This is a genomic window from Brevundimonas sp. 01N35 (assembly GCF_056399785.1).
This window is the reverse complement of sequence record NZ_JBFTRZ010000004.1, coordinates 137,495-161,789: the sequence shown is the minus strand read 5'-3', so window position 1 is coordinate 161,789 and position 24,295 is coordinate 137,495. Positions and strand designations below refer to the sequence as shown.

Below are 24,295 nucleotides of genomic sequence, written 5' to 3'. Positions count from 1 at the left end.
CTAGCCGCTAAACTTGGCCAGGTCCACGACCGACAGGGTGGTCGGCGTGTCGCCGGTAAAAGGCGTGTCCAGATCGCGCAGGCGCGGCCAGTTTCGGTCGCGGTCGGCCAGGATGGCGTCGGCCGCCGCGACGGGCCAGGCGATGTTCAAGTCCGGGTCGTCCCAGGCCAGCCCCGCCTCATGCGCGGGGGCATAGGGGGCCGAGACCTTGTAGATCACCTCGGTTCCCGGCTGCAGGGTGACGAAGCCATGGGCGAAACAGGGCGGAACGAACAGTTGGTCGCCGCTCTCCGTCGACAGCTCCGCCGCATGATGCATGCCGAAGGTCGGCGAACCGGCGCGCAGGTCCACCACCACGTCGAGAATGGCCCCGCGCACGCAGCGCACCAGCTTGGCCTGGGCGTAGGGCGGACGCTGGAAATGCAGCCCCCGGATCACGCCCGCCGGTTCGGAGCGCGAATGATTGTCCTGAACGAAGTCGCAATCGATCCCGGCGGCGCGGAAACGCGCGCGCGACCAGGTCTCGGAAAACCAGCCCCTGTCGTCTCCGTGGCGCGGCGTCCGCACCAGAATCACGCCTCCCGTCACGACCCCGCCGGATCGGCGGGAGCGTCGTTCGACGCCGCCTGGGCCGTCATCAGCGTATAGGCCCGGTCCAGCGCCTCGTTGCGCACGAACAGGAGGCGAGCCTGCGCCGGTTCGCGCTCATAGCCGCCCGGCGTCGATCCCCCGTTCAACGGCGCGCCATAGAAGATATGCGCCCCGATCTGGCGCACCCGCGCCAGCTGCTGACCCCACGACGGGCGGACGTAGTTGGCGTGATAATTGACCGAATTCTTGGGCAACTGGCTGGAAGACCGCCCTTCATAGACCTCGCGGGCGATGCGCTCGGCGCGGGCCCAGGCCACCGGATTGACGGCGCGCCGCCCGATCGAGCCGTCGCAGGTGAAGGTGAACTGGCAGGTCCGGCTGTTGCGCTGATAGACGACCTCGCAGACCCGCTTGGGATAGGCGCGGTGACGCGAGCGGTTCAGCACCACCTCGGCGACCGCCGCCTGACCTTCTTCGCTCTCGTTGCGCGCCTCGTAATAGATGGCCTGGGTCAGGCATTCGAGATCATTGTCCGGCACGCGGGGCGGCGTCTTCAGATCCAGATAGGGCGACGTATAGCCGACGCGGCGAGGCCCCGAGGCGGCAGACGCATAGGCGGGCGGGGCGAAGGTCGAGGCTGGCTCGGCCCGCGACGGGCGACGGACGCCGGGGCCACGACGCGGCGCGGGCGGAGCGTCGGTCAGACGAACGCCCCTGCCCTCCTTGACCATGGTCTGCAGGCGGGCGTTCAGACGCGTGCGACGATCATGGTCGCTTTCGACCGGCGCTTCGGCGACGGCGGGGGCATAGGCGGGGATCGGCTTGACCGCGCCGGCTTCGGCCTGGGCGAAGGGGACGTGATTGGTCAGGCCCGCCCAGACGGCGCACCCCAATCCTCCTGCAATCAGCACCGAGGCGACGCCGCGCATCATCCCCCCCAAAGTTTCACGATCTGCATAACAGCCGGGGCCGTCAGCGCCAAGCTGAGGCGTAATCTGGACCGATTGGCAGGCGGCGCGGGAAGCCCTATCAAGGCTCCATAATGCAGACCGCCCGCCGCGCCGGCTTTTCCCTGATTGAAGCCCTGGTCGTCCTGGCGATCGGCGGCATGGCGCTGGCTGTCATCTTCTCTATCGGGATCAAGGCCGGCGACACCGGCTTTTCGCTGGGCCGGCGCGCCATGTCGGTGGCCGACGCCGACGTGGCGATCAGCGACCTGCGCAGCATCATCCGGAGCCTCAGCCTGCGCCCGGCCGCCACCATCGTCGAAGGCGTCGACCTGCCCATCGTCGCCGGCCCGGAGCGGCTGGAGGCCGACGCGGTGATGGAGCGGGCCACCGGCTGCGCGCCCCAGGGCTGGGCCGGACGCCTGACCCTGACCATCGAGACCCAGGGCGCGGAACGGGTGCTGATGTGCCAAGCGGGACCGCGTAAGACGCCGATCTTGACCCTGCCGCGCGGCGCACCCGCCGCCTTCTCCTATTCGCCCGACGGCGCGACCTGGACCCCCTCATTCGAGACGCCGCGCGGCGCGCCGGTCAGCATGGAGAATTTCCGCAGCCAGAGCCTGTGGGTGCGCCTGAACGGCGGGCCGAAGATGGACATCGTGGACCTGGTCTATTCCGGCCAGCCCGCCCTGTGGATGCGGCCCAGTGCGGAGTTCTGAGGTCATGCGCCGCGACGGCTTCGCCCTGCCCGCCGTCCTGGCGGTCACGGGGGTGGTGACGCTGATCTTCCTGGTAGCGATCACCGCCCTGGCCAGCCTGACGGCGGAGGCGGCGTCGGCGCGGGCGCGGGTGCGTTTCCTGCAGCGTGCCCTGACCGCCGAGGCGACCCTGTCCTACATGGCGGCGACCGAGCCGATGCGGGCCTACGGGTTCGGGGTTAACGACGCGCGCGGTTTCATGGACCTGGCCCAGACCGATGCCCCGGCCAATCTGTCGGGCGCGGCCGTCGAGCCGGTCCGGCTCGACGGCCGCGCCTATCTGATGGACGTGGACGGGCCTCTGGTGGTGCGGATGCGCGACCAGGCGGGCATGATCAACATGGCCATGCTGTACGGCCAGCCCTATGAGCGCCTGATGGAGCGGATCGGCGTGAACGCCGACCTGCGCCAGGAGATGATTGCCCGCTATCAGGACTACGTCGACACCGACGACCTGAAACAGCCGAACGGGGCCGAGCGTCGCGACTACCCCGACGGAGGGCCAGCCAATCGTCGTCTGATGCGTCCGGCCGAATGGCTGTCGATCCTCGGCGCCCGCGAGGCCGTCGACAAGCGCCGCTGGCGCGCACTGCGCGACGATCTGGCGGCCGATCCCATGTCCGCATCGATCAACGTCAACACCGCCAGCCCAGCCGTGCTCGCCATCCTGTTCGGCATGAGCGAGGCCCAGGCCCAGGCCCTGATCCGGGCGCGCGAGCAGGCGCCTTTGACCTCTCTCGCCGACATCGCCAATGTGACGGGAATGCCGTTCGGCGACGATTTCGAGCGTATCTACACCTATCCGTCCGGCGCGACGGTCTTCACCATTCGCGACACCCGTTCGGCCTGGACATACCGGGCGCGGCTGGCGCTGACGCCCTCCGGCCTTGAGCAACCGCTCTGGATCGATCAGACTGAACTTACAGAGGCCCCTCGCCGGGCCGTGGCCGACACATCCAATGCAACTCGACTTCCTTACGCCCCGCGTTGAGCGGCTTAACGCCGATGGCGCCATAGACGTCGTCCACCCCGGCGGCGCCCTGGGCCGAGTGCTGCGTCGGCCGGTGCTGCTGCTGGCCCGCGATCTGTGCGCCTTTGGCCTGTTCCAGACCGCCGCCCTACCGCGCGGCCGTCGGCGTCAGGCCGCCACCCTGCATGCCCGCGTGGCGGCGCCCTATGTCCGATCGGGCTCAGCGTTAAGCAAGGCCGGCGACGACTTCGGCGTCTGGTGGTGGGACGCCGACCGCGTCGACGCCCTGCTGGCGTCCCGCGCCGTGACCGCCCGCCCTCTGATCAGTCCCGAGACCCTGGCCCAGCCGCGCGGCGAGGGCTGGCGCATCGTCCGCCTCAAGCTCGGCTACGAGGCCCAGCTGTGGCGCGGCAAGGCCCTGGTCGCCTCGGCCTGGCGCCGCGAGCGCTATGACGTCGCCGCCTGGTCGGCCTTCGTGCGGCTGCAGCGCGCCGCCGAGACCGCGCCGGAAAACCCGCCCGCTCCGGCCGACCTGCCCATCGCCTTCGACAACCGCGATGCCTTCGCCCTGGCCCCGGTCGAGCTGACGCGCGAGCAGCTGGCCCTGGTGGTCGGCGGCGGCGCGGCCTTCGCCTCGCTGTCCTTCGGCGCCTTCCTGTTCGGCCAGGGCTATCAACTGTCCAATGACACGGATCAGGTCGAGGTCAAGACGGCCGAAATCCGCGCCGCCACGCCGCGCGCCGCCGCCGTGCGCAATCTGGACGCCAGCCAGAAGAAGCTGATCGCCTATCGCCGCATCGAGGCGCAGACCAGTCCGCTGAGCGCCGCCGGCGCCGCCATCGGCATCCTGGCCTTTCACGAGCTGACGCCCACGTCGCTGAACGCCGAGGCTGAGACGCTCAGCTTCGCCCTGCCCTACGCCGCCCTCGGCAAGGTCGCGGCCCTAGTCGACGACCTGGAGAGCTCGGGCTATTTCCACGACGTCCAGCCGCGCACCGACGGCACCGCCCAGACCCTGACGCTGGAAATGAAGGTGCGCGAGGCGGCGCCGCCGCTAACCCCGGAACCCTGAGCCCTAAGAGGCGGCGCGCTTCTTGACCCGAGCGGCCTGCAACCGGATGAACCGGCAGGTGCCGTCGTCAGTGCGGAGGGTCATGACCACCCGATCCTGATTGATCAGATTGGCGCTGACGGTCGAACAACCGCCGCCCTCGGCGATGTCCAGCGCGGGCGCGAGCGTGTAGCGCCACGGCGCGCGCAACTCGAGCAGCCGATCGTCCTCAGTTTTCGGCATGGAGGGATCGACGATCCGCAGCGGCTCACCCGTGCGGTTCGCCTCGCGCCGAAGATCGGAAACCTGGCGCTGGAACTCGAAGAAGACCGCGTGCGACGTGGTCTGGTCCAGCATCCGGGCCGTGGACGGCATGATGATGGCGGTGCTCAGGGCGAAGATCGCCAGCACCACCAGCACTTCGATCAGGGTGTAGCCGCCCCTGGAAGGCGGGGGCGGCATGGGATCAGCGGGCCTGATCGGAACTGACATCGGCGTTGACGCCCTGGCCGCCTTCGGCGCCGTCGGCGCCATAGCTGATGACGCGCGCGCGGTTGTCGGGAGCGACGTCGCTTGAGGCCGGCGCGGCAGGGGCGACATAGATGTAGGGGCGCGCCCAGGGATCGGACGGCAGGGCCTTGTCCAGATAGGGGCCCGACCAGCCGGGCACCTGTTCGGCGTTGGCCTGCATCAGCAGCCCCAAGCCTTCCTGCTCGGTCGGCAGGCGGCCGATGTCTAGACGCATGGTCTCCAGCGCGGCTTCCAGCGAGCGGATCTGCAGGCGGGCGGTCTGGGTCTTGGACTTGTCCAGTTGCGCGAACAGACGCGGCCCCACGACCGCCGCGATCAGGGCGATGATCGACAGGACGACGAGGATCTCGAGCAGGCTGTAGCCTTCACGAGATTGACGGCCGCGCTGATGCGACGAGGCCACGATCAGCGAAAAACAGTGACGGAGACGGGAACGGTCGCGGTGCATCAAACGATCGCCTTGGATTTCTAAGCTGTTATGGGCTTTTAACGGTTGCTATAGCTCAGGGCTCATGGGGGGTCGATGCGAAATGCAGACCCGTGCGCCGCAACACTGAAACGGGACGCGTCTTGCAGGGCTTCTTCGCTGACATGGTCGCTTCGACGCGCGCGTCGATCGAGACGCTGAAGGACCGGCTGCGCCGCACCACGATGCGCGAGCGCGTCCTGCTGGGCGGACTGGTTCTGGGCGCCGCCGTCTATGCCCCTGTCGCCGCGCTGGAATGGCGCACCACCCAGGCCGACCGCTACATCGACGCCTTGACCGAACAATCGACCGCCCGACTGACCGCCAACGCCGCGCGCCGCATCGCCGCCGGCGCCGCCGACCGTCTGGCGCTGGAGGACATGAACGGCTGGGGCTTCGAGGCGAGCAACACCGCCGTGGCCCAGGTCCTGATCGAACAGCGGCTGCTGGAGGCCGCCACCGCGACCGGCCTGCCCAATCCGCGCATCACCACCAACGCCAAGGTCGAGGCCGTCGGCCCGACTCAGTGGCTGGAAGCCGAGGTTCAGGCGGACCTGCGCTGGGGCCCCGCCTTCGCCTTCCTCGACACGCTCGGCGAATGGCCCGAGGGCTTCCGCGTGACAGCCTTCCGCTATGAGATCACCCCGCCCAATCCGCTGCTGATCGGCGCCGACGCGCCCCCGCCCAGCGGCAAGCTGCGTATCGGCCTGGCCTTCCCTGTGCGGATTTCCAGTGCGGGAGCGGCGTCATGAAGCGGTTGCTGTGGCTGGCCCCGCCGCTGGTCCTGGCGCTGGCCTTCCTGACCGGCGCCGCCTATCCTGGCCGTCCGGAGGAGCCGCCCGCCGTGGTGCGCGGCCAGTCGGCGCACTCTGGGGCGGCGTTGCGTCCCGGCGAGAGCGCCGTGGGCGCTGTGGCCTTCCTGAAGACGCTGCGGTCCGACCCCCCGCCTCCGCCCCCGCCTCCCCCCCCGCCGCCGCCTCCGCCCCCCCCGCCGCCGCCCGACGTGGCCGCGACCTTCCGTGCGGCGCTGCGCGGCGTCGAGCGCGACCCGACCACGGGCCGTCAGCGCGTCCTGATCAGCGACGCCTCGGGCGGCGTCTCGACCCTCAATGAGGGCGGGCGCTTCGGCGAGGGCTGGCGCATCAAAAACATTTCGGCGGAAGCCGTGACCCTGGCCAAGGGACGCGAGACGCGCGTCGTCCGGGTGTTCGGTTGAGTATCGAGGAGAATGGCATGACGAACCTGACCGCGGGTCCCTCCGCCTTCCGGCGCCCTGCTGCGACCGCCCTGCGTCGTGCGGGCCTGCGCGCCGCCGTCTGTCTGGCGCCCATGGTCATCCTGGCGGGCTGCGCCGCCTTCCCCGAGATGAATACGATGGTGTCGCGGCCCGATACGCGGGTCGAAGGCGCGTCGCAGGACGGATTGATCGGCAGCGGCGTCGCCGTGGACCGCGGCTCGCGCGCCCAGACAGGCACCCTGGCCATTCCCGGCCCGGTCGCCCCGGCGGGGCCCACCCGCCTGCCCGCCACGCCCGAGCAGATCGCGGCCCTAGTCTCGGACGAGACGGTGGACGCCAATCTGTCGCCCCAGTCGATCCCGCAGTTCGCCGCCACCGTCTTCGGCGGCGTGCTCAAGGTGCCGTTCACCCTAGCCCCCGACGTCGCCGCCCGCAGCGAGGTCATCGCCGGCGGCAGCGGCGGCCCGATCAGCAAGCGCGCCCTGTTCAGCCTGACCCAGCAGGCGCTGAAGCAGTACGGCGTCGAGGTCTATGTCGATGGCGGCTTCGTCACCGTCGGCGCCACGCCGCAAGGCGGCACGGCCCTAGAGGTCAACCGCAGCCGCACCCCCTCATCCACGGCGGGGCGGGTGGTGCAGTTCTATACCGTCCAGACCATCGAGGTGAACGCGCTACAGAGCCTGCTGCAGGACCTCTATCCCAATCTGGCCGGTGCCCGGATCACGCCCGACCAGTTGAACAACAGCCTGATCATCTCCGGCTCCGGCCGGGAAGTGGCCCAGGTGGTCCGCGCCCTGCGCGAGATCGATCAGCCCCGCTTCGCCGGCGCCGAGGTGCTGCGCATCGAGCCCTCCTTCTGGGCCACCGACGCCCTGGCTGGCGCCCTGGAGCAGGTGCTGACGACCGAGGGCTATGTCGTGTCGCGTCAGGCCCCGGCGGGCCGCGCCCTGGTCATCCTGTCCTTCCCGACCGCCAACCAGATTCTGATCTTTGGTCGCGATCCCGAGGTCCTGGGCCGCGCCCGCTACTGGGCCGAAACCATGGACCAGCCGGCCGCTCTCGGCGACAAGGCCTCGACCTTCGTCTACCAGGTCAAGAACACCGACGCCGCCTCTCTCGGTCAGTTGGCCATGGGCCAGGCGCCGACGGTGGCCCAGCCTCGCGCCCCGGTCGGCGTTCCCGGCACGCCGCCCGCCCCGATGAACGGCTCCATCGCCGGTCAAGGCGCGAACGCCCAGCAGGGCGCCGGCGGCCCGGGCGGGCAGTACATGAACGGGCGGGTGCTGACCGACCCTATCGGCAACCGCATCATCTTCACCGGCACGGCGAGCGAGTTCGCCCAGTTGCGCGGCCTGCTGACGACGCTGGACACCCCGGCGCCCCAGGTGGTGATCGAGGTCATGATCGCCGAGGTCACCCTGAGCGACAACACCAGCCTGGGCGTCCAGCTGTTCGGAAGGGATGTGCGCGGCGACGGCGTGCTGAGCGGCGGCACCGAGGGCATCGAACTCGGCGGGGGCGGCCTGTTGATGAGCTTCATCGGGCCGGAGTTCCGCGCCCGGCTGAACGCCCAGGCCTCGAACAACCGCGTCAACATCCTGCAGCGCCCGCAACTGGTCGCCCGCAGCGGAGGCACAGCGCGCTTCCAGGTCGGCACCGACGTGCCCATCATCACCTCGCAGCGCGCCACCAACATCCAGGTCGGCGGCGACAGCGACATCCTGCAAAGCGTCCAGTACCGCCAGACCGGCGTGATCCTGGACCTGCAGCCCGTGGTCTATGGCGATCGGGTCGACATCACCATCAGCCAGGAAATCTCGGAGGTCGGCAAGTCGACCAACAGCGCCATCGCCAGCCCGCCGATCCTGAACCGCAGCCTGACCACCCAGATCGCCATCACCGACGGCTGGACCGGGGTTCTGGGCGGCCTGATCAGCAACAACTACTCCAAGGTCAACGACGGCATCCCCTTCTTCAAGGATATTCCGCTCATCGGTTCGGCCTTCCAGAGCAATTCCGTGACGGGAAACCGCACCGAACTGCTGATCCTGATCACGCCGCACGTGCTGCGCGGCGATGAGGACATGGCCGACTATGCGGACCGCTACGCCAGCGACATGAACGCCGCCTTCCGCACCGGCCGCGGCTGGTCCTATACGCTGACGCCCTTCAATGTCGGCTTTGGGGTGCGCGGGATCGGCTTCGACCTGCCGGCGCCGAATCGCCCGTCGGATCGTCGCGCCGCGGAGGCGCCGGTCGCCGCAGCACCTGCACCCGCCGTCGCATCCACCGTCACGGTTACGCCGCCGCCCGTCGAGCCTGCGGCCGACTAAGGCTTCAGCCTTCTGACTGCAGCCGTCGCCAACCCAGGCGGTCGAACACCAGGGGCGCCGGGGGCCGCCCCTGCGCCCGCTCGACGCCGACGGTGACGCGATACAGCTGAACCTCGAACGCCCCGTCGCCCGCCGGGAAGCCCGCATTGCTGCGGCGTTCGCTCTTGGGCTCGGCCGACCAGACCACGACATCGCCGCCCGGCAGTTCGATCCGCCCTTGCGGCTCGGCCATCGGATTGAGGTTGCGGGTCAGGGCCAGGGCGTTCTCCTGGGCCGCCACCTGTTCGATGGCCAGGGCCGCGCGCTGCTGACTGCGCGTCATCTGAATCTGCAGCTCGAAGATGGCCATCAGCGTCATCGAGGCGATGGCCAGGGCCACCAGGGCCTCGATCAGGCTGAAGCCGTCGCGCCCCCGCGCGGCCATCCGCATCAGACGACGCCTTCGTAAACGCTGGACAGGGCCAGAACCAGCGACAGGGCCACGAAGCCGACGACGATGGAGATGATGCCGATGGCCATGGGTTCCAGCAGGGCCGTCATCCGCTTCATCCGGTCGCGCAGCCGCGCCTCGTAGTTGTCGGCCATAAAACCGAACATGACGCCGATCGCCCCGGATTTTTGACCCGCGCGTAGCAGGCTGAGGTCCATCGCCTCCAGCCTGGTGTGCGCGCCCAGCGAGGCGTCCAGCGTCATGCCGGCGCGCAGGTCGCTGTCCAGCAGGTCGAGTCCCTGGCGGAAGGGGCCGATCGGCACCGCCGCCCGCGCCAGCGCCGCCGCCGACAGCAGAGGCACGCCGTTGTTCAGCGCAAAGGCCGTCAGCCGCGCCCAGGACGCGACCTCGCGCGCCTGGATCACCGCGCCGACGACAGGCAGACCGTGGGCGACGGTATAGGCCCGCTCGCGAAACGCCTTGTTCGAGACGATGAAGACGATGGCCGCGACCAGAAGGGCCGCACCGATGCCGACCACGCCCAGATTGGCGTTGGCGAACTCGCCGGTCTCCAGCACCCAGCGCGACATGGCGGGGATGTTCTCGCGGTCGTCGCCGATCATGGTGGCGAAGCGCGGCACCACCTGGGTGAAGATGAAGCCAATGGCGGCGACGCCCGCGAAGCCGAGGAAGCCCGGATAGGTCATGGCGTTGGCGAAGTCGCGCTGCAGCCGGTCCTCATAGGCCATCTGCTCGGCGGCCTCCTTCAGCACGTCGGCGATGCGGCCCGAGGCCTCGCCCACGCGGGCCATGGCGTAGACGTAGTCGGGGAAGCCGGGGACGTGCTCCTCCAACGCGTCGCCCAGCGAATCGCCGCGCCGCAGGGCGCCGATGGCGGCCTGGAACTGGCGCTTGCCCTTGCGGGCCTGCATCCCTTGCGCGACCGTATCCAGCGCCTCCAGCAGGGAGACGCCAGCTTCCAGCATCAGCGCCATCTGACGCAAGACCAACACCCGCTCGCCAGTGCGCAGGCCCCGCTCGCGGCCCTCGGCCTTGGCGGCGGCGGCGGGCTTGATGCGCACGACGGTCAATCCGTCGGCGGCCAGACGGCGCATGGCCACGGCCTCGTCGGCCGCGCCGATCAGGCCCTTGACCATCCGTCCGTCGCGACCAGCGGCTTCGTACCGGAATGTCAGTTGGTCGGTCATCCTACAGCCGGCGGAAACAGGCCATCCGCTGTCCGCGCGGATGGTCCCACTCCCCGATCGGCTCGAACACCCAGACCGACGGATCGACCGTCCAGGTCAGGTCGCTCAGGCGGTAGTGATAGGGGTCCTGGTAGTCGTAGGTCGTGACGCCGCCGCCCGGCTGGGCCAGCGGCGCGAACAGGTCCTGGCCGTCCAGGCACTCGAAATAGGTGGCGAAGAACCGCCCGCCGGAGGCCATGTGCGGCGCCAGATTGTGCAGGCAGCGGCGCAGGTGGTTCAGCGGCAGGTGGGTGAAGACCGACTGGGCGATGGCGAAATCCATCGGCTGGCTCAGGAAGTCGAAGCCGAAATCGTCGTTGACGCCGAAATGGCTCCACGGAACCTTGGCGCGCTGATCTTCGGTCAGCTCCTGCTCATAGCCGGCGCGAATCAGGGATTCGTTCAGGTCCGAGCCGAAATAGCGGTCGGCCTCAAGATATTCGACCGCCCGCGCGCCGAGGCGCAGCGAGCCGCAGCCGACGTCGAGCAGGCGGTGATGCGGCTGCATTCCCTGGCGGATCAGGAACCGCATCTGCAGGTCGCCGATCTCGTCCCACAGGCCGCCGATCACCTCGCGGTGACGGCCGTCGCGCACGCCGGCGCTGACGGCTTCCTGATCGTAGTAGCCGCTATGGGACACTGGACGCTCCTTCGGCACCGGCGATGCGATAGACTTCGGTCAGGGCCGTCTCGCCGCGACGGGCCTTCAGATAGCCGTCGTCGGCGAAGCTGAGGAAGCCCTCGCTGCGCGCGGCGGCGGTCAGTTGATCCTCGTCAGCCGAGGCGCGCATGCCGGCGATCAGGGCCGGCGACATGGGGGCCAGCTCATAGACGCCGACGCGGCCGCGGAAGCCGCTGCCGCCACACTTGGCGCAGCCGACGGGCTCGCGCCAGGCGGCGGGTTCGCGCTTGGCGACGGCGCGCAGATGGGCGGGGATCGCCATCTCGTGGATCTTGGCCTCGGCCGAGGTCGAGGGCCGGGCGCAGTCGTCGCACAGACGCCTGATCAGCCGCTGGCCCGCCACGCCGCGCATGACGTCGGCCAGCAGATAGTCCTCGATGCCCAGGTCGAGCAGGCGCGGAATGGCGGCCAGAGCGGTGTTGGTGTGGACGGTCGAGATGACCATGTGGCCGGTCAGGGCGGCCTGGACGGCGATTCGCGCCGTCTCGGGGTCGCGGATTTCGCCGATCATGATGACGTCGGGGTCCTGACGCAGGATGGAGCGTAGACCGGCCGCGAAGGTCAGGCCGATTTCGGCGCGCACCCGCACCTGGATGACGCCGGGCAGGTCCAGCTCGACCGGGTCCTCGACGGTGATGATCTTGCGCTCGCCGTCGTTGAGATGGGTCAGCAGGCGATAGATGGTCGTGGTCTTGCCCGAGCCGGTCGGGCCGGTGATCAGGAAAACGCCGTTGGGGTGCTCAGCCAGGCGCAGGAAGCCGGCCTCCTGTTCGGCGCTGACGCCCAGTTCGGACAACTGCGGCAGGCGGCTGGTCTTGCCCAGCAGACGCAGGACGATCGATTCGCCCCACGAGCACGGCAGGGACGAGACGCGCAGGTCCACCTCCTGGCCAGAGACGCGGATCGACTGACGCCCGTCCTGCGGCAGGCGGCGCTCGCCGATATCCATGCCGCTGAGCAGCTTGATGCGCGAACAGACGGCGTCGAAGTTGGAGCGCGGGGCGCTGCGGGCCGTGGTCAGGACGCCGTCGATCCGCATACGGACCAGGAAACGGTCCTCATAGGGTTCGACGTGGACGTCGGAGGCGCGACGCGTCAGGGCTTCGGCGAAGACGGCGTTGACGAAGTCGATGGTCGGCGCTTCCTGCGCCAGTTCGCGCAGGCGGGCGGCGTCGGCGCCGGCCCCGCCCAGCCCGGCGTCGAGCGTCGGGGCGTGGTCGCGGCTGATGTCCTCGGTCAGCGCCTCGATCAGCGAGCGTTGCGCCAGCAGGAAGACGACGGGTTCCGCCGTCGCCTGAGCGATTCGCTCGCCCAGGGCCGGGTCCATCGGCTGGACGGCGGCGCAGAGAATGCGCGAGGCGCCGCCTTCTTCGCCTTCCGGGGCGTCCTCGCGCCAGGCCACGGCCTCGCGTTCGGCCCACCAGCCCAGGGGCGAGCGGATTTCGTCGAGGAAGGCGGAGATCCGCGCCGGCGCCGGGCCGTCCTCGGGCGCGAGCACCGGCAGGTTCAGCAGTTCGGACAGGACGTCGAGAAGCTGGGCTTCCGACAGGGCGCCGAGGCGCACCAGATTGAGCCCGATCAGGCCGCCGTTCTGCGCCTGCAGCGACAGGGCGTTGGCGATGTCGGCGGGGCGCACCAGGCCGCGCTCGACCAGAACCTCGCCCAGACGACGCCGGGCGGGGCTGAGATGGGCGGCGGCGGACGGGTTCACGCGGGGATGCTCCGGCGAGGAAAGGGGCGCGGCGAAAGCCTTAGCCCTGAATCTCGGGCATCAGGCCCAGGACGACCGAGCGCATGTTGGTGCTTTCGGGGGCCATGGCGCGGAGGAACAGCAGGGTGTTTCCAGCAGCTTCGCGGAAGGTGAAGCTGGAGGTGTCGAAGGCGCAGTTCTCGAAGCGCGGCGGCTGACCGCCATCGTAGTTCAGGACGGCGTCCTTGAACTGGATATTGCGGAAGGTGTTGCCGTCGAGAACGACATCACCGGTCAGGGTCTGATCTTTGAAAACGGCCACGAGGCTCTCCGACTGAAACAGGTCCAAGTGATAGCCGCTGATCCCCCTGTGGCGCAAAAGAAAAGGGGAGGGCTTTCGCCCTCCCCTTCCTTTGATCGACTGAGACCGAAGTCTTAGTTGGTCGGCTCGTAGCCGAAGCCGCTGCCCGCGACGTCGTTACGACCCAGCGAGACTTCCGACAGGGCGCCGTTGACGGTGCTCTGAACGAAACGACGCGTGATCAGGTCGGTGGCGAGGCCTTCGACGGTGATGCGGATGTCGCCGCGGCCGAAGTCGGCGCCCAGGGTCGTCTGCAGCGAGGCGCTGGTCAGGACCAGTTCACCGCCGGCGGGGATCGAGGTAGCCAGCGGCACCAGGGTGGCGCTAGCGGGGATGCCCTTGGAGCTGGTCAGCAGTTCCAGCGAGACAGCGCCGGTAGCCGCGATGCTCTTGTTGGCGATGCGGATGACGGTGTTGCTGGTCGAGGTCTTGGCCAGGGTGTCCGAAGCGACCCACGGGATCAGGTAGGAGGTGCCTTCACGCGTGATCGGCTGCAGCGCGGCCGGGCCGAAGGCCGGGATCGCGTTGTAGGTCGAAGTCGGGGTCAGGACGACCGAAGCGGTGTAGTTCGAGCCGCTGATCACCGGGGTGCCCTTGGCCAGCACAGCCGTGACGGGGTAGCTGCCGGTCACCGGCGTCAGATCCGTGGTGGCCGTAGCCGTGCCCGTGGTGCCCGACAGCGTAGCTGCCTTCGAGAAGCCCGGACCAGTAACCGACAGGTTCACCGAAGCCAGATCGCCCTTGATGGTGATCGCAGCCTTGGACGCAGCGTTAGCGGCAACCTTGGTGGCCGTGGCGACACCCTCGAAGAGGTTGGTGTCGGTCGCGATGTCGATGGTGCCCAGTGCGACGTCGCCGGTCAGGGACTTGAAGCCCGACTTCAGCGTAGCCGAGGTCGCCGTGGTATCGGCAGTGAATTTGACGTCAAATGCCTTGGCGAACGAGATCAGATCAGTCGTCTTGGTGGCGGTCGTCGCCGTGCCGCCGTCAATGGCGGTGCCCAGTTCCGTGGTCAGGTTCGTCGTGACGTTGACGTTGCTGGTGCCGTTCAGAACGACCGGCAGAGCGATGTGGATGGCGTTCGTGTCATCGCAGCCGGCCAGGCTGGAAACCAGGAAGGTCACCGAGCTGGCAGCAGCGCCGCCGCCGGTCGAAACCGTGGTGGTCGGAGCGCACTTGACGTTGGCGACGATGGCGCCGGCGGTCACTTGCTTGCCGAAGGTGGCGCCGCCGGTCAGGGCAACGGTCAGCAGGGCGTTGCCCGAGGGCAGGATAGCGCCCGTCGACGGCGTCAGGGCGAGACCGATGACGCCGGCAGCGTTACCTGCCGCATCCAGCTTCACTTCGCTGGCAATGACGCGGTCAGCGGTGACGGTAGCGCCTGCAACTTTCGTGCTGGCCGTCAACGTGCTGGCGTTGGCAGCGCCAGCGATGGCCAGCGTAGTCAGCGCTGCGGCGCTGAGGATGGATTGCTTCTTCATAAACTCCCCCTGGGGATTTGAGATCTGATCGTTTTAAGGCGCCATGGTGGCAGGAAGGACTCAAGAAGGGGAAGAATCTCCTTCCTGCGACCATGCCTCGGCTAGGCCTTACTAGCGCGCGCCTCACAAGGCCGTCAACCGGCATGTGGTTTAAACCGGGCGAATGTTCGGCAAGTTAACACGAAGTAAATTCGGTACTTACGGGACATTGTGTCAGGGATGTGAAGCTGAGCAGGAAAGCCTAGCCCCGTTTTTGCCCCGACTGTGGCGCCGATACCTCCACTATCTCAAGACCACGAAGCATCGGCAGGGTGTCCGCAAACCTGGCGGCCACGGACTCCAGTTCCGCCAGATTATCCGCGTCGCTCTGGATCGGCGCGCCATCTCTGAGAAGCTTCTGACCTTGACTATTCACAAGCGCCCAGGCGTCCGCCGCCCATTCCTTGGGCGTGCGCCGGCCGGCGCGGATAGAGGCCAGGAAGATCTGCTCGAACCGCGCCAACGGCACGCCGCCGCCGGTCACCGGCGAAGCGAGGTAGCCGATGGCCTCGCCGGACCGCGACTGCTCGATCAGCGCGGCATTCAACTTGCGCGCCGTGGGACGCGCGGCAGCGATAGCCTTGTCGGGTTGAGGGAAGTTGATCGAGTTGATCCCGCCCAGGAGCATGACCGCCTGGAGAACCTGGACCAGGGCGATGCCCTTCAACGCCAGCGCCTGCTCGATCTCGCCGATCGTATGCGGCTTGTGGTCCGCCAGGACGTCGAGGAAGGGATCATAGATCGCCTCCTGAAGGGAGACCTGGCCCAGCGTGGTGGAAATCGCCTTGGGCACGCCCTCGCGCGGGACCGACAGGATGACGCGGGTGGCGCGGATGGCCTCGAACCGCTCCGCCTGGCTCATGGTTCGCGAACCCTTGATCCAGTAATCGCGACGGAACTGCGTATTGCAAAGGTAATCGCGGGCCATCTCGCGGAAATCTTCGTTCTCAATACCGGCCAGAAACTCGCGCTGCTCCGCCGTGAGGTGCGCCTCCTCGACGGCGTCGGACAGGCCGGCCGTACAGGCGAAGTCGAGCTTGGCCTCATGCAACTGAGCCGCGATCTCCGTGAAGTACATCGGCTTCCAGTCGCGGTTCAGATATTCGTGCGCCAGATAGGCCTTCGGCATCGCCTTCAGCGCCTCGAACCGCTCCATCATCCCGGCGTTGGCGCGCATGTAGACAGGGTTCAGAGCGAAGAACTGGTCGGCGAAGCCCATGGCGGCCTCAAGCTTGGTCAGGCTGGATTGACCGTTCGACCCCATGATCTGGCCATGGCGGGCCATCAGGTCGCGCAGCGGCATGGCGGCCGCCCAACCGGGCAGGACATTGTAGCTGATGTAGGCGACGCCGCCCACGCGCAGCTTGCGTCGCAGGAAGTCGACGATCAGGGCGCGGTTCTCTTCCGAGATCCAGCTCCAGATGCCGTGCAGCCCGATGAAATCGAAGTCCGGAAGGTCGTCGCGGTTGCAGAACTCCGCAAAGCTCTCGTCCGTCAGAACCGCCTTGGCTCCGGCGGCGTCGGCCATCCAGTTGGCCGCGGCGGCGTGGCTGGGATTGAAGTCATCGCCGAACCAGTTGACGCCCGGTTGCGCGGCGGCGTGCATGGCGATGGAGACGCCCTGGCCAAAGCCCAGCTCGCAGGCGTTCTCGATCTTCGGCGGCGCATAGCCGGCGTTCAGCAAGGCCAGCGGCAGGCGCGCCGGATTCAGCTCGTTGAAATAGCCGGCCGTATAGGCGACATCGGCTACGTAGCCGGAAGTCCAGTCCATTTGAGTATCCCCGAAGCGCGTTTGCATCCTAGCCGTTACCCGCTAAGGCAGCGGTTGAAAATAGCAGCGGCCCCGCCGGGGATGGAAAACCGATGAACGTGCGCGACTTCAGCAATGAGCAAGCCCTGGAACTGGCGGCGGGCGCAGGCCACTATCGCAGCTTCGTCGGGCCAGCCTATCGCTATGACCTGCTCGGCGGGTCGCAGTTCTCGCTGCTGTTCCTGCTGGGGTTGCGCGAGCACCATCGGCTGCTGGACTTCGGCTGCGGCTCGCTGCGGCTGGGACGAATGGCCATCCCCTATCTGGCCGAGGGCAAATACTTCGGCATCGAGCCCGAGGCCTGGCTGATCGCCGACGGCCTGGCGCGCGAGATCGGCGGCGACATCCAGGGGATCAAGCGGCCCCGCTTCGACCACAACGCCGACTATCGCACCGACGTCTTCGGCGAGACCTTCGACTTCATCATCGCCCAGTCCATCTTCTCGCACACCGGCGAGGAGGCAACGGCGACGGCGCTGAAATCCTTCGCCGGCTCGCTGAGCGAGACCGGGCTGCTGGTCGCCAACTGGCTGATCGGCGAGGAGACGGCGGAACTGGCGCCCGAGAACTGCGGCTGGGTCTATCCGGAATGCGTGCCCTTCGCCCGCGCGCGCGTCGAACGGCTGGCGGCGGAGGCCGGGCTGGCGGTGCGGTTCTGCCCCTGGCCGCACGGCGGCGGCCTGAGCTGGTTCGTGCTGGCGCGCTCGGCCGAGATGCTGCCGACGGAAGAAGAGCTGGCGCGTCTGGCCATGCCGCCGCTGGAACGGCCCTGAGGCCTAGACGTCCTGAGCGGGCGGTCGCCTAGCGGCCGTCCTGCGTCAGGCCGCGCAGATAGCGGCCGTAGGCGTTGCCGCCCATGGCCGCCGCCAGCCGCTCCAACTGCGCGGCGTCGATGAAGCCCATGCGCCAGGCGATCTCTTCGGGGCAGGCGATCTTGACGCCCTGGCGCTGCTCCAGGGTGCGCACGAACTGGGCCGCGTCGATCAGGCTGTCGGGCGTGCCGGTGTCCAGCCAGGCATAGCCCCGGCCCATACGCTCGACCGACAACTGGCCGCGCTCCAGATAGGCGCGGTTGACGTCGGTGATCTCCAACTCGCCGCGCGCCGAGGGCGTCAGGTTGGCCGCGATGTCGACCACCTGCGCGTCATAAACATAGAGGCCCGTGACCGCCCAGTTCGAGCGCGGATGAGCCGGCTTCTCTTCAAGCGACCGCGCCCGGCCCTCGGCGTCGAACTCGACCACGCCGTAACGACCCGGATCATTGACGTGATAGGCGAAGACGGTCGCGCCCGATGGCCGGGCGAAGGCGGCGCCGAACAGGTCGGTCGCTCCGTGGCCGTAGAAGATGTTGTCGCCCAGAATCAGCGCCGACGGCCCGCCCGCCACGAAATCGGCCCCGATGACATAGGCCTGAGCCAACCCCTCGGGGCGCGGCTGCTCGGCGTAGGCGATCGAGACGCCCCACTGGCCGCCGTCGCCCAGCAGGGTCTCGAACGCGGGCCGGTCGTGCGGCGTGACAATCACCAGGATGTCGCGCACCCCCGCCAGCATCAGCGTCGTCAGCGGATAATAGATCAGCGGCTTGTCATAGACCGGCATCAGTTGCTTCGAGACCGCGACGGTCATCGGATGCAGCCGCGAGCCCGTGCCCCCCGCCAGGATGATCCCCTTCATCGCTTAAGCCCCCGCGCTCTCGACCGCCCAGCCGGCGACCCGGTCCCGCCAGCCCGGCAGGACGACGCCAAGGTCGCGCGCGAAGGCTCCGCTATCAAGCCGCGAATCTGCGGAACGTCGCGCGGGCGACGGCCAGTCGGCGCTGGCGATAGCCGCCACCTGCGGGGCGGCGCGTCCGGCGTGACGCGCCCAGGCCTCGACCGCCGCCGCGGCGATCTCGTGCCAGGTCGCCGGCTCCGATCCCGCTAGATGATAAAGCCGTTGCGGCGCCGGCCCCCGCGCCAGACGCTCCGCCGCGACGACGATGGCCCGCGCCAGGTCGTCCACGTCGGTCGGGCTGCCGGTCTGGTCGGAGACGACCCGCAGATCCTGACCCGTGGCCGCCCGTCGCAGGATCGCGTCGATAAAGGAGTTGCCCTCCCCGCCCAGCAGCCAGGCCGTGCGCAGCACCAGGGCTTGGGGGTGGCGCTCCAGCACCAGGCGTTCGCCCGCCAGCTTGCTGGCCCCATAGAGGTTCAGCGGCGCAGTCGCGTCGCTCTCGACATAGGGCCGGCCCAAGAGGCCGTCGAACACGAAGTCGGTCGAGATATGAATCAGCGCCGAACCGGCTTCAGCCGCCGCCTGCGCCAGGTTCCCCGCCCCGGCGGCGTTGACGGCGAAACAGGCCTCCGCCTCGCGCTCTGCTAGGTCGACGCCGGTGAAGGCGGCCGCATTGACGATCAAGGCGGGCCGGTGACGCTGAACCCAGGCCGCGACCTCGTCGGCTCGCGTGACGTCCAGTTCGGCGCGTCCCAACGCAAGCGGACGCCAGCCCTGCGGCCAGGTCGTCGCCGTCAGGGCGCGCGCCAGACGCCCCCGCCCGCCCGTGATCAGGACCGTCCGCTCGCTCGAGATCACGGCAGAGGCCTGAGCCGGGTGAAGGGACGCGCCTCGCGATCGAAGCGGGGGTTGTAGAAGGGGTCGCGATGGAAGCGCTCGCCCCAGCGGGCCCAGAGCAGCCGTCCGGACGCCTCGGCGACCTCCCGCTTCCCGCCCTCGCGGCTGAAGCCCCGGGTCTTGGACTCAAGGTGATAAAGGGTGGCGTAGGGATCATAGAGGACCTTCAATCCCTCCGCCTGCGCCCTCATGCACAGGTCGACGTCATTGCCCTCGACCGGGAAGTGGGCGGCGTCGAAGCCGCCGAGGCGCTTGAACGTCTCCGTCGCGATGGCGATGCAGGCGCCGGTCACGGCCACGGTCTGACGCAACAGGGCGTAGCGGCCCATATAGCCCGCCTCGTTCCCGGGCGCGCCGACGCCGTCGTGGATCAGGAAGTTCTCGCGCCGGTCGCGGGCGACGAAGCCGCCGTGCTGGATGGTGTCGTCGCCGTACAGCAGCCGCGCGCCGACCGCGCCGACCTCCGGCCGCTCGGCCTGGCTGGTCAGCTCGTCCAGCCAGTCGGGGCTGACGACCATCGTGTCGTTGTTCAGGAAGATCAGAACCTCGCCGCGCGCCTGCTCGACGGCCATATTGTTCATCAGGGCCCAGTTGAAGGCACCGCTGTAGGGCATGACGCGAGCGTCGCCGCGCGCGGCCAGTTCATCCAGATAGCGCCGCGTTTCCGGGTCGTCGCTTTCATGGTCGATGATCAGCAGGTCCAGCGCGACCGTATTATGCCCGACCATTCCCAGGATGCTGTCCACGCAGGGCCGGAGCAGGTCCAGACCGTTCTTGGTCGGGATGATCACCGTCGCCGTCTTCGCGCGGGGCGCGCGCTTCAGCCGGATCGCGCCGGGAACCCGGGCGCCCAGGACGTCGTCGTGCGGCGCGAGTTCCACGGCCGCGTCGGCGCCCAACACCACCCGAACGTCGGCCGCCCAGTCGCCCGTCTCGGCCGCGCCAACCGACTTCGAGAACAGGATGGAAGGGGCGTGAGCGATCCGGCCTCCGGCGATCGCCAGCCGCAACACCGCCGCCGCCGCGCGTCCATCTTGCGTCGGAGCCCAGGCCGAGGTCCGGAAGGCGGCGCAATCCCCGATGTAGGGCGTCTGGCACAACAGGTCGACGTCGAGCGTCGGCTTCAGAAGCGGATCGCGACGACGCGCCCGACCGAAATCGCCGTCCACGTCCAGATGATCCTCGTCGGCATAGGCCGCAGCGATTTCGGGATCGACCAGGACGCCGGCGAATACCGCCAGAGCCTCCGGCGCCAGAACGCCGCTTGCGGGCAGATCGAGCCAGAGCTCCTCGCCCTCCAGCACCGTCCCGATGTCGTCGGGGGCGCTGACCCGCGCCGTCGCCGTTTCGCCGCGCCATTGCAGGCGGGTCAGCAGGGACTGCAGGTGCTGGCGGCCGTCGTGATCCAGGCCGACGACGGCGAGCCGCCAGTCGGTCCAGGTCTGGGCCATCACCGCCGTCACCGCGTCCTCGACCGCCTGCGCGTCGGCGCCCTCGGCGCGCAGAACGACGCAGAAGGCGGGGCGCCAACCCTGCGGCAGGACGGCGGCGTCGCCGATCCGGCCATAGGTCTCGGCGTAGCGGTCGTATTCCTCCAGCGGGAAGCCCAGGCGGCTGACCGTCGGCGGCAGCGTGCGCTCCAGACGCGTCAGAGCCTCGCGCAGGGAGCGCAACTCCTCGACCATCGCCTCATAGGGCTGGGCCGTGCGCGGGGGGGCCTGATAGCGGAGCTCCGCCAACCGCATGGCCGTTTCGCTGTCACGAATTTCGACATGGTGTTCGCCGTCAGCCAGCCGATCGCCGGCGTCGATGCGGAACCCGAACGTCCCCTCGCCGCCGAAACGATCCTGAAGTTCGCGGCGGAAGATGTCCGCCGGGGCGGCGGCTACACACTCGCCGTCGATCCAGAGCTCGACGTTCAAGGGTCGCGTCGGCATCGCCCGATCCGCCGCCCAGCCCGAGACGATCGCCCCCCGGACGTCCTCAATCTCGCCGCCGCGCCGCACCGCGCCCCAATAGGACAGGGCCTCCCAGGCGGCGGGCGAGAAGGGACGCGACGGGCCGACGCCGACCCCCTGCTGGAAAGCCGGGTCGGAGAACAGGGCCAGATAGAGCCCCGACCAGGTCTCGGCCTCGACCACCGCCTGACGGCCGGCGTCGATCAGCGGCGCACGCTCGACGAGCCAGGCCTTGAGGGTTTCGGGCACGTCATCCGAAAAGGCGCCGCCGGCCGGGGGCAGGCGGCGGTCCAGCCCGGACAGCACCTTCTCGCCGAACTCCGGGCTTTCAAAGAAGACACCCAGAAGGAACGGCAGCGGCTGGCCGACGAAATCCTTCATCGCAGGTTCGTCGAAGGCCCGCCCCAGCGCCAGCAGGTACAGGAACTCGACGTCGCTGCGCTCAGCCTGAACGGATTCGCTCTCGGTCATATTGTCTTCCATCGCGCCGCCGCCGAAATATCCTTCCCCAGCCTCTAGCTCCCTCTGACGAAAATGTCCCGCTACGCTCGAGGCCCCGCCCGCGTTTCACGGCATTTGACAGGCCCCTTGGCGTCACCGTAGTCGGGAAGGAGCGGCTATTCGTCTCGCCCAACATGGATCTGGTCCGGCCTATGAATCTGATGTCCATCGTCCGCACCTCCCGGAAGTCCCAAATCAAGGGGCAGGTGCGGAGCCTGATCGCGGCCGGCGACGCGGCGCGGGACCAACGCAGCTGGATGGCGGCGGCCGCCGCCTACGGCAAGGCGCTCGAACTGGATCCCGCGCGCATGGGCATCTGGGTCCAGCTGGGCCACGCCCGCAAGGAATCGGGCGACCTGAACGGCGCCGAAACCGCCTATCTGAAAGCCCTGTCCCTGTCGCCGGAGGCGGCGGACACCCACCTTCAGCTGGGCTTTCTGCGCAAACTTCAGGGCCGGCTGGATCAGGCGGCCGACAACTTCCTGCGCGCCGCCGAGCTTGATCCCGACCTGCCCTTCGCCCTGGACGAACTGACGTCGCTCGGCGGCCAGGGCGTCGCGTTCGACACGGCGCGCGCCTCGGCGGTCGCCCGCCGCACCGTCGCCGTGCCGGCCCTGCCCACTCGCTCCAGCTCCGCCGGCGACCTGACCGCCCTGATGGACGATCTGCTTCGCCGGCTCGAGGCCAAGACGCGCGAAGACAACCAGGCTCTGATCGCGACGCTGCAGCGGGGCGTGGAAGCCGCCCAGACGCTGACGCGGGACGCGACCGAGACGACGTCCGGCGCGGGCCGGACCCATCTGGTCTTCGATATCTCCGACCTGGTCGGCTATTTCGGCGCCGCGCGGCTGCCGACCGGCATCCAGCGGGTGCAGATCGAGGTCATTTCCGCCCTGCTGGCCACGCCGCGCGACGACGTGGACGTGGCGGTCTGCAGCTTCTCGCGCGACCGCGACCACTGGGTCGGGGTGCCGCCGGAGCTGTTCTTGCATCTGTGCGACCTGTCGCTGCAGAGCGGGGACGTCACCGACGCCGCCTGGACCCGGGCGGTGCGCGACCTGAAGGTGCTCGGCGACCTTTCGCCCGCCTTCGCCTTCCCCCAGGGGGCCTGCCTGATCAATCTGGGCACGTCCTGGTGGCTGCAGAACTATTTCCTGCACGTCCGCCAGGCCAAGGACCTCTACGGCATCCAGTACGTCCCGTTCGTGCACGACATGATTCCGATCATGACGCCCGAACATTGCGTCAAGGAACTGACCCAGGACTTCATCAGCTGGGCGCTGGGCGTCTTCGCCCATGCCGATCATTTCTTCACCAACTCGGAAGCGTCCAAGAAGGACCTGCTGGCCGTGGCGGAGCGCCTGGGCCACGCGGTCGCGCCGGAAGCCGTCCATGTCGTCCGCCTAGACGCCGACTTCCGCAAGCCCCTCGCCGCCGCGCCGATGCGCCAGACCATGAGCCGCTACGGCCTGGTCGAGGGCGAATACGTCCTGTTCGTCTCGACCATCGAGTCGCGCAAGAACCACCTGAGCGTCTTCAAGGCCTGGCAGGAGCTAATCCAGAAGCATGGCGCCGCCCGCGTGGCGCGGCTGATCTGCGTCGGCAATCGCGGCTGGCTGAACGACGCCGTCTTCGCCAAGCTGGAGGCCAGCGCCGAACTGCGCGCCCGGATTTCGATCGTCTCGGGCGTTTCCGACCCCGATCTCGCCAACCTGTATCGCGGCTCGGCCTTCACCCTCTATCCCAGCACCTATGAGGGCTGGGGCCTGCCGGTCACGGAATCCTTCTGCTACGGCAAGGCGGCCCTGCTGTCGGACGCCTCCTCCCTGCCCGAGGCCGGGGGCGAGTTCGCCGTCTATTTCCGCACCGGCGATCAAGCCGACTTCGTCCAGAAGCTGGACCGGCTGATGTTCGACCTGCCCTATCGACAGGCGCTGGAGGCCCGCATCGCCAGCGACTTCGCCCCTCGCCCCTGGCGCGACCTGGGCGAGGAGATGACCCGCCAGCTCATCGCGTGGTTCCCAGCCGACCGCGCCGAAGCCGCCTTCGTCGCCCCGGCCCCGACGCTGGGACGCTACTACTGGCTGCGGCGCGTCAACGAAACGGCCATCCATCGCGGCATGGAGGCCAACGAGCGCTTCCGCAGCGGCGACGGCTGGTGGCAACCGGACGACTGGGGCAACTGGACCAAGCTCAAGGGCGCGCAGCTCAAGCTGAACCTCGGTCAGGCCGATGGAACGCTCAAATTCTACATCGGCCTGCAGGGGCTCAGCCAGGCCGAGCAGACCTATCAGATCACCTTCGGCGGCGTGGTCGTCCGTCAGGGCGTCCTGCGCGCCAAGGAGGAGCGCTGGCTCTCCATCGACATCCGCACGGACCAGTATGCGGCGGGCGAGATCGTCATCGGCCTGAAGGGCCAGGCCAAGGAGGACTTCGCCCTCAACACTAACGGCGTCGACCGCCGGGTCGCCGGCTTGGGCGTCTTCGGCTTCATGATCTGCCAAGCAGACGACCTGAAGTCCCGCGCGGACTTCATGGAGGCCCTGACCCTGCAACAGCTGCCTGAGCTGGCGGAGGCGTCCGGCGCGGCCTGACGACGGCG

22 protein-coding genes are annotated in these 24,295 nt (G+C 68.7%); 8 read left to right on the top strand and 14 right to left on the bottom strand.

All coding sequences use genetic code 11. The features are described 5' to 3' along the window. Entirely contained in the window at window positions 1-588 is a 588-nt protein-coding gene (gene rfbC / locus AC1DJ5_RS05645; RefSeq protein WP_477019955.1) for a dTDP-4-dehydrorhamnose 3,5-epimerase, read from the bottom strand. Continuing rightward, complete coding sequence (locus AC1DJ5_RS05640) at window positions 585-1,520, bottom strand: cell wall hydrolase (RefSeq protein WP_441454253.1); 936 nt, start codon at window positions 1,518-1,520, stop codon at window positions 585-587. Before AC1DJ5_RS05640 ends, rfbC begins: the two co-directional genes overlap by 4 nt. A 113-nt stretch (window positions 1,521-1,633) precedes the next feature. Between AC1DJ5_RS05640 and AC1DJ5_RS05635 the strand changes: the two genes are divergently transcribed. The 3 genes from AC1DJ5_RS05635 to AC1DJ5_RS05625 are packed head-to-tail and all read left to right on the top strand — an operon-like array spanning window position 1,634 to window position 4,338. After that, window positions 1,634-2,257 carry a prepilin-type N-terminal cleavage/methylation domain-containing protein gene (locus AC1DJ5_RS05635; RefSeq protein WP_477019954.1) on the top strand — a complete coding sequence of 208 codons (624 nt, stop codon included), beginning with the start codon at window positions 1,634-1,636 and terminating at the stop codon, window positions 2,255-2,257. After that, a complete protein-coding gene (locus AC1DJ5_RS05630) occupies window positions 2,244-3,287 on the top strand; it encodes a type II secretion system minor pseudopilin (protein WP_477019953.1) in 1,044 nt (347 codons plus the stop codon). Before AC1DJ5_RS05635 ends, AC1DJ5_RS05630 begins: the two co-directional genes overlap by 14 nt. Further along, window positions 3,256-4,338, top strand: a complete 1,083-nt coding sequence (locus AC1DJ5_RS05625; protein ID WP_477019952.1) for a hypothetical protein — start codon at window positions 3,256-3,258, stop codon at window positions 4,336-4,338. The genes AC1DJ5_RS05630 and AC1DJ5_RS05625 overlap by 32 nt, the downstream gene beginning before the upstream one ends. A 3-nt stretch (window positions 4,339-4,341) precedes the next feature. On the opposite strand, the gene AC1DJ5_RS05620 is transcribed toward AC1DJ5_RS05625, so the two are convergent. Both AC1DJ5_RS05620 and gspG read right to left on the bottom strand, forming a co-directional pair. After that, entirely contained in the window at window positions 4,342-4,779 is a 438-nt protein-coding gene (locus AC1DJ5_RS05620) for a pilus assembly FimT family protein (protein WP_477019951.1), read from the bottom strand. 4 nt (window positions 4,780-4,783) lie between these two features. Then, window positions 4,784-5,251 (bottom strand): type II secretion system major pseudopilin GspG, encoded by a 468-nt coding sequence (gene gspG / locus AC1DJ5_RS05615; protein ID WP_441454258.1) that lies wholly within the window; start codon window positions 5,249-5,251, stop codon window positions 4,784-4,786. Window positions 5,252-5,388: 137 nt separating this feature from the next. Here gspG and AC1DJ5_RS05610 point away from each other — a divergent pair, with 137 nt between their 5' ends. The 3 genes from AC1DJ5_RS05610 to AC1DJ5_RS05600 are packed head-to-tail and all read left to right on the top strand — an operon-like array spanning window position 5,389 to window position 8,884. Then, complete coding sequence (locus tag AC1DJ5_RS05610) at window positions 5,389-6,066, top strand: hypothetical protein (RefSeq protein WP_477019950.1); 678 nt, start codon at window positions 5,389-5,391, stop codon at window positions 6,064-6,066. Continuing rightward, window positions 6,063-6,530 carry a hypothetical protein gene (locus tag AC1DJ5_RS05605; RefSeq protein ID WP_441454260.1) on the top strand — a complete coding sequence of 156 codons (468 nt, stop codon included), beginning with the start codon at window positions 6,063-6,065 and terminating at the stop codon, window positions 6,528-6,530. Before AC1DJ5_RS05610 ends, AC1DJ5_RS05605 begins: the two co-directional genes overlap by 4 nt. Window positions 6,531-6,547: 17 nt before the next feature. After that, window positions 6,548-8,884: a secretin N-terminal domain-containing protein gene (locus AC1DJ5_RS05600; protein ID WP_477019949.1), complete on the top strand. Its 2,337-nt coding sequence runs from the start codon at window positions 6,548-6,550 to the stop codon at window positions 8,882-8,884. 4 nt (window positions 8,885-8,888) lie between these two features. Here AC1DJ5_RS05600 and AC1DJ5_RS05595 read toward each other — a convergent pair whose 3' ends face one another. The 7 genes from AC1DJ5_RS05595 to AC1DJ5_RS05565 all read right to left on the bottom strand — a co-directional run bounded on the left by AC1DJ5_RS05595 (window position 8,889) and on the right by AC1DJ5_RS05565 (window position 16,585). After that, window positions 8,889-9,314, bottom strand: a complete 426-nt coding sequence (locus tag AC1DJ5_RS05595) for a prepilin-type N-terminal cleavage/methylation domain-containing protein (RefSeq protein WP_477019948.1) — start codon at window positions 9,312-9,314, stop codon at window positions 8,889-8,891. Beyond that, window positions 9,314-10,522, bottom strand: a complete 1,209-nt coding sequence (locus tag AC1DJ5_RS05590) for a type II secretion system F family protein (RefSeq protein ID WP_441454263.1) — start codon at window positions 10,520-10,522, stop codon at window positions 9,314-9,316. Before AC1DJ5_RS05590 ends, AC1DJ5_RS05595 begins: the two co-directional genes overlap by 1 nt. Before the next feature lies 1 nt (window position 10,523). Next, window positions 10,524-11,201, bottom strand: coding sequence for a class I SAM-dependent methyltransferase (locus AC1DJ5_RS05585; protein ID WP_477019947.1), 678 nt, complete (start codon window positions 11,199-11,201; stop codon window positions 10,524-10,526). Continuing rightward, window positions 11,191-12,954 (bottom strand): GspE/PulE family protein, encoded by a 1,764-nt coding sequence (locus AC1DJ5_RS05580; RefSeq protein WP_477019946.1) that lies wholly within the window; start codon window positions 12,952-12,954, stop codon window positions 11,191-11,193. Before AC1DJ5_RS05580 ends, AC1DJ5_RS05585 begins: the two co-directional genes overlap by 11 nt. 40 nt (window positions 12,955-12,994) lie before the next feature. Further along, window positions 12,995-13,255 carry a hypothetical protein gene (locus AC1DJ5_RS05575; RefSeq protein ID WP_441454266.1) on the bottom strand — a complete coding sequence of 87 codons (261 nt, stop codon included), beginning with the start codon at window positions 13,253-13,255 and terminating at the stop codon, window positions 12,995-12,997. A 113-nt stretch (window positions 13,256-13,368) separates the two neighbouring features. Beyond that, window positions 13,369-14,775, bottom strand: a complete 1,407-nt coding sequence (locus AC1DJ5_RS05570) for a hypothetical protein (protein WP_477019945.1) — start codon at window positions 14,773-14,775, stop codon at window positions 13,369-13,371. Window positions 14,776-15,016: 241 nt separating this feature from the next. Continuing rightward, window positions 15,017-16,585, bottom strand: a complete 1,569-nt coding sequence (locus AC1DJ5_RS05565) for a methyltransferase regulatory domain-containing protein (protein WP_477019944.1) — start codon at window positions 16,583-16,585, stop codon at window positions 15,017-15,019. Window positions 16,586-16,677: 92 nt separating this feature from the next. On the opposite strand from AC1DJ5_RS05565, the gene AC1DJ5_RS05560 reads away from it, so the two are divergent. Beyond that, a complete protein-coding gene (locus AC1DJ5_RS05560; protein WP_477019943.1) occupies window positions 16,678-17,397 on the top strand; it encodes an SAM-dependent methyltransferase in 720 nt (239 codons plus the stop codon). Between the two features lie 28 nt (window positions 17,398-17,425). Here AC1DJ5_RS05560 and rfbA read toward each other — a convergent pair whose 3' ends face one another. The 3 genes from rfbA to AC1DJ5_RS05545 are packed head-to-tail and all read right to left on the bottom strand — an operon-like array spanning window position 17,426 to window position 21,663. Beyond that, window positions 17,426-18,298: a glucose-1-phosphate thymidylyltransferase RfbA gene (gene rfbA, locus AC1DJ5_RS05555; protein ID WP_477019942.1), complete on the bottom strand. Its 873-nt coding sequence runs from the start codon at window positions 18,296-18,298 to the stop codon at window positions 17,426-17,428. Between the two features lie 3 nt (window positions 18,299-18,301). Beyond that, a complete protein-coding gene (gene rfbD, locus AC1DJ5_RS05550; protein ID WP_477019941.1) occupies window positions 18,302-19,195 on the bottom strand; it encodes a dTDP-4-dehydrorhamnose reductase in 894 nt (297 codons plus the stop codon). Further along, entirely contained in the window at window positions 19,192-21,663 is a 2,472-nt protein-coding gene (locus AC1DJ5_RS05545; RefSeq protein ID WP_477019940.1) for a glycosyltransferase, read from the bottom strand. The genes rfbD and AC1DJ5_RS05545 overlap by 4 nt, the downstream gene beginning before the upstream one ends. Window positions 21,664-21,845: 182 nt before the next feature. On the opposite strand from AC1DJ5_RS05545, the gene AC1DJ5_RS05540 reads away from it, so the two are divergent. Then, window positions 21,846-24,287 (top strand): glycosyltransferase family 4 protein, encoded by a 2,442-nt coding sequence (locus AC1DJ5_RS05540; protein ID WP_477019939.1) that lies wholly within the window; start codon window positions 21,846-21,848, stop codon window positions 24,285-24,287. Window positions 24,288-24,295: the final 8 nt, after the last annotated feature.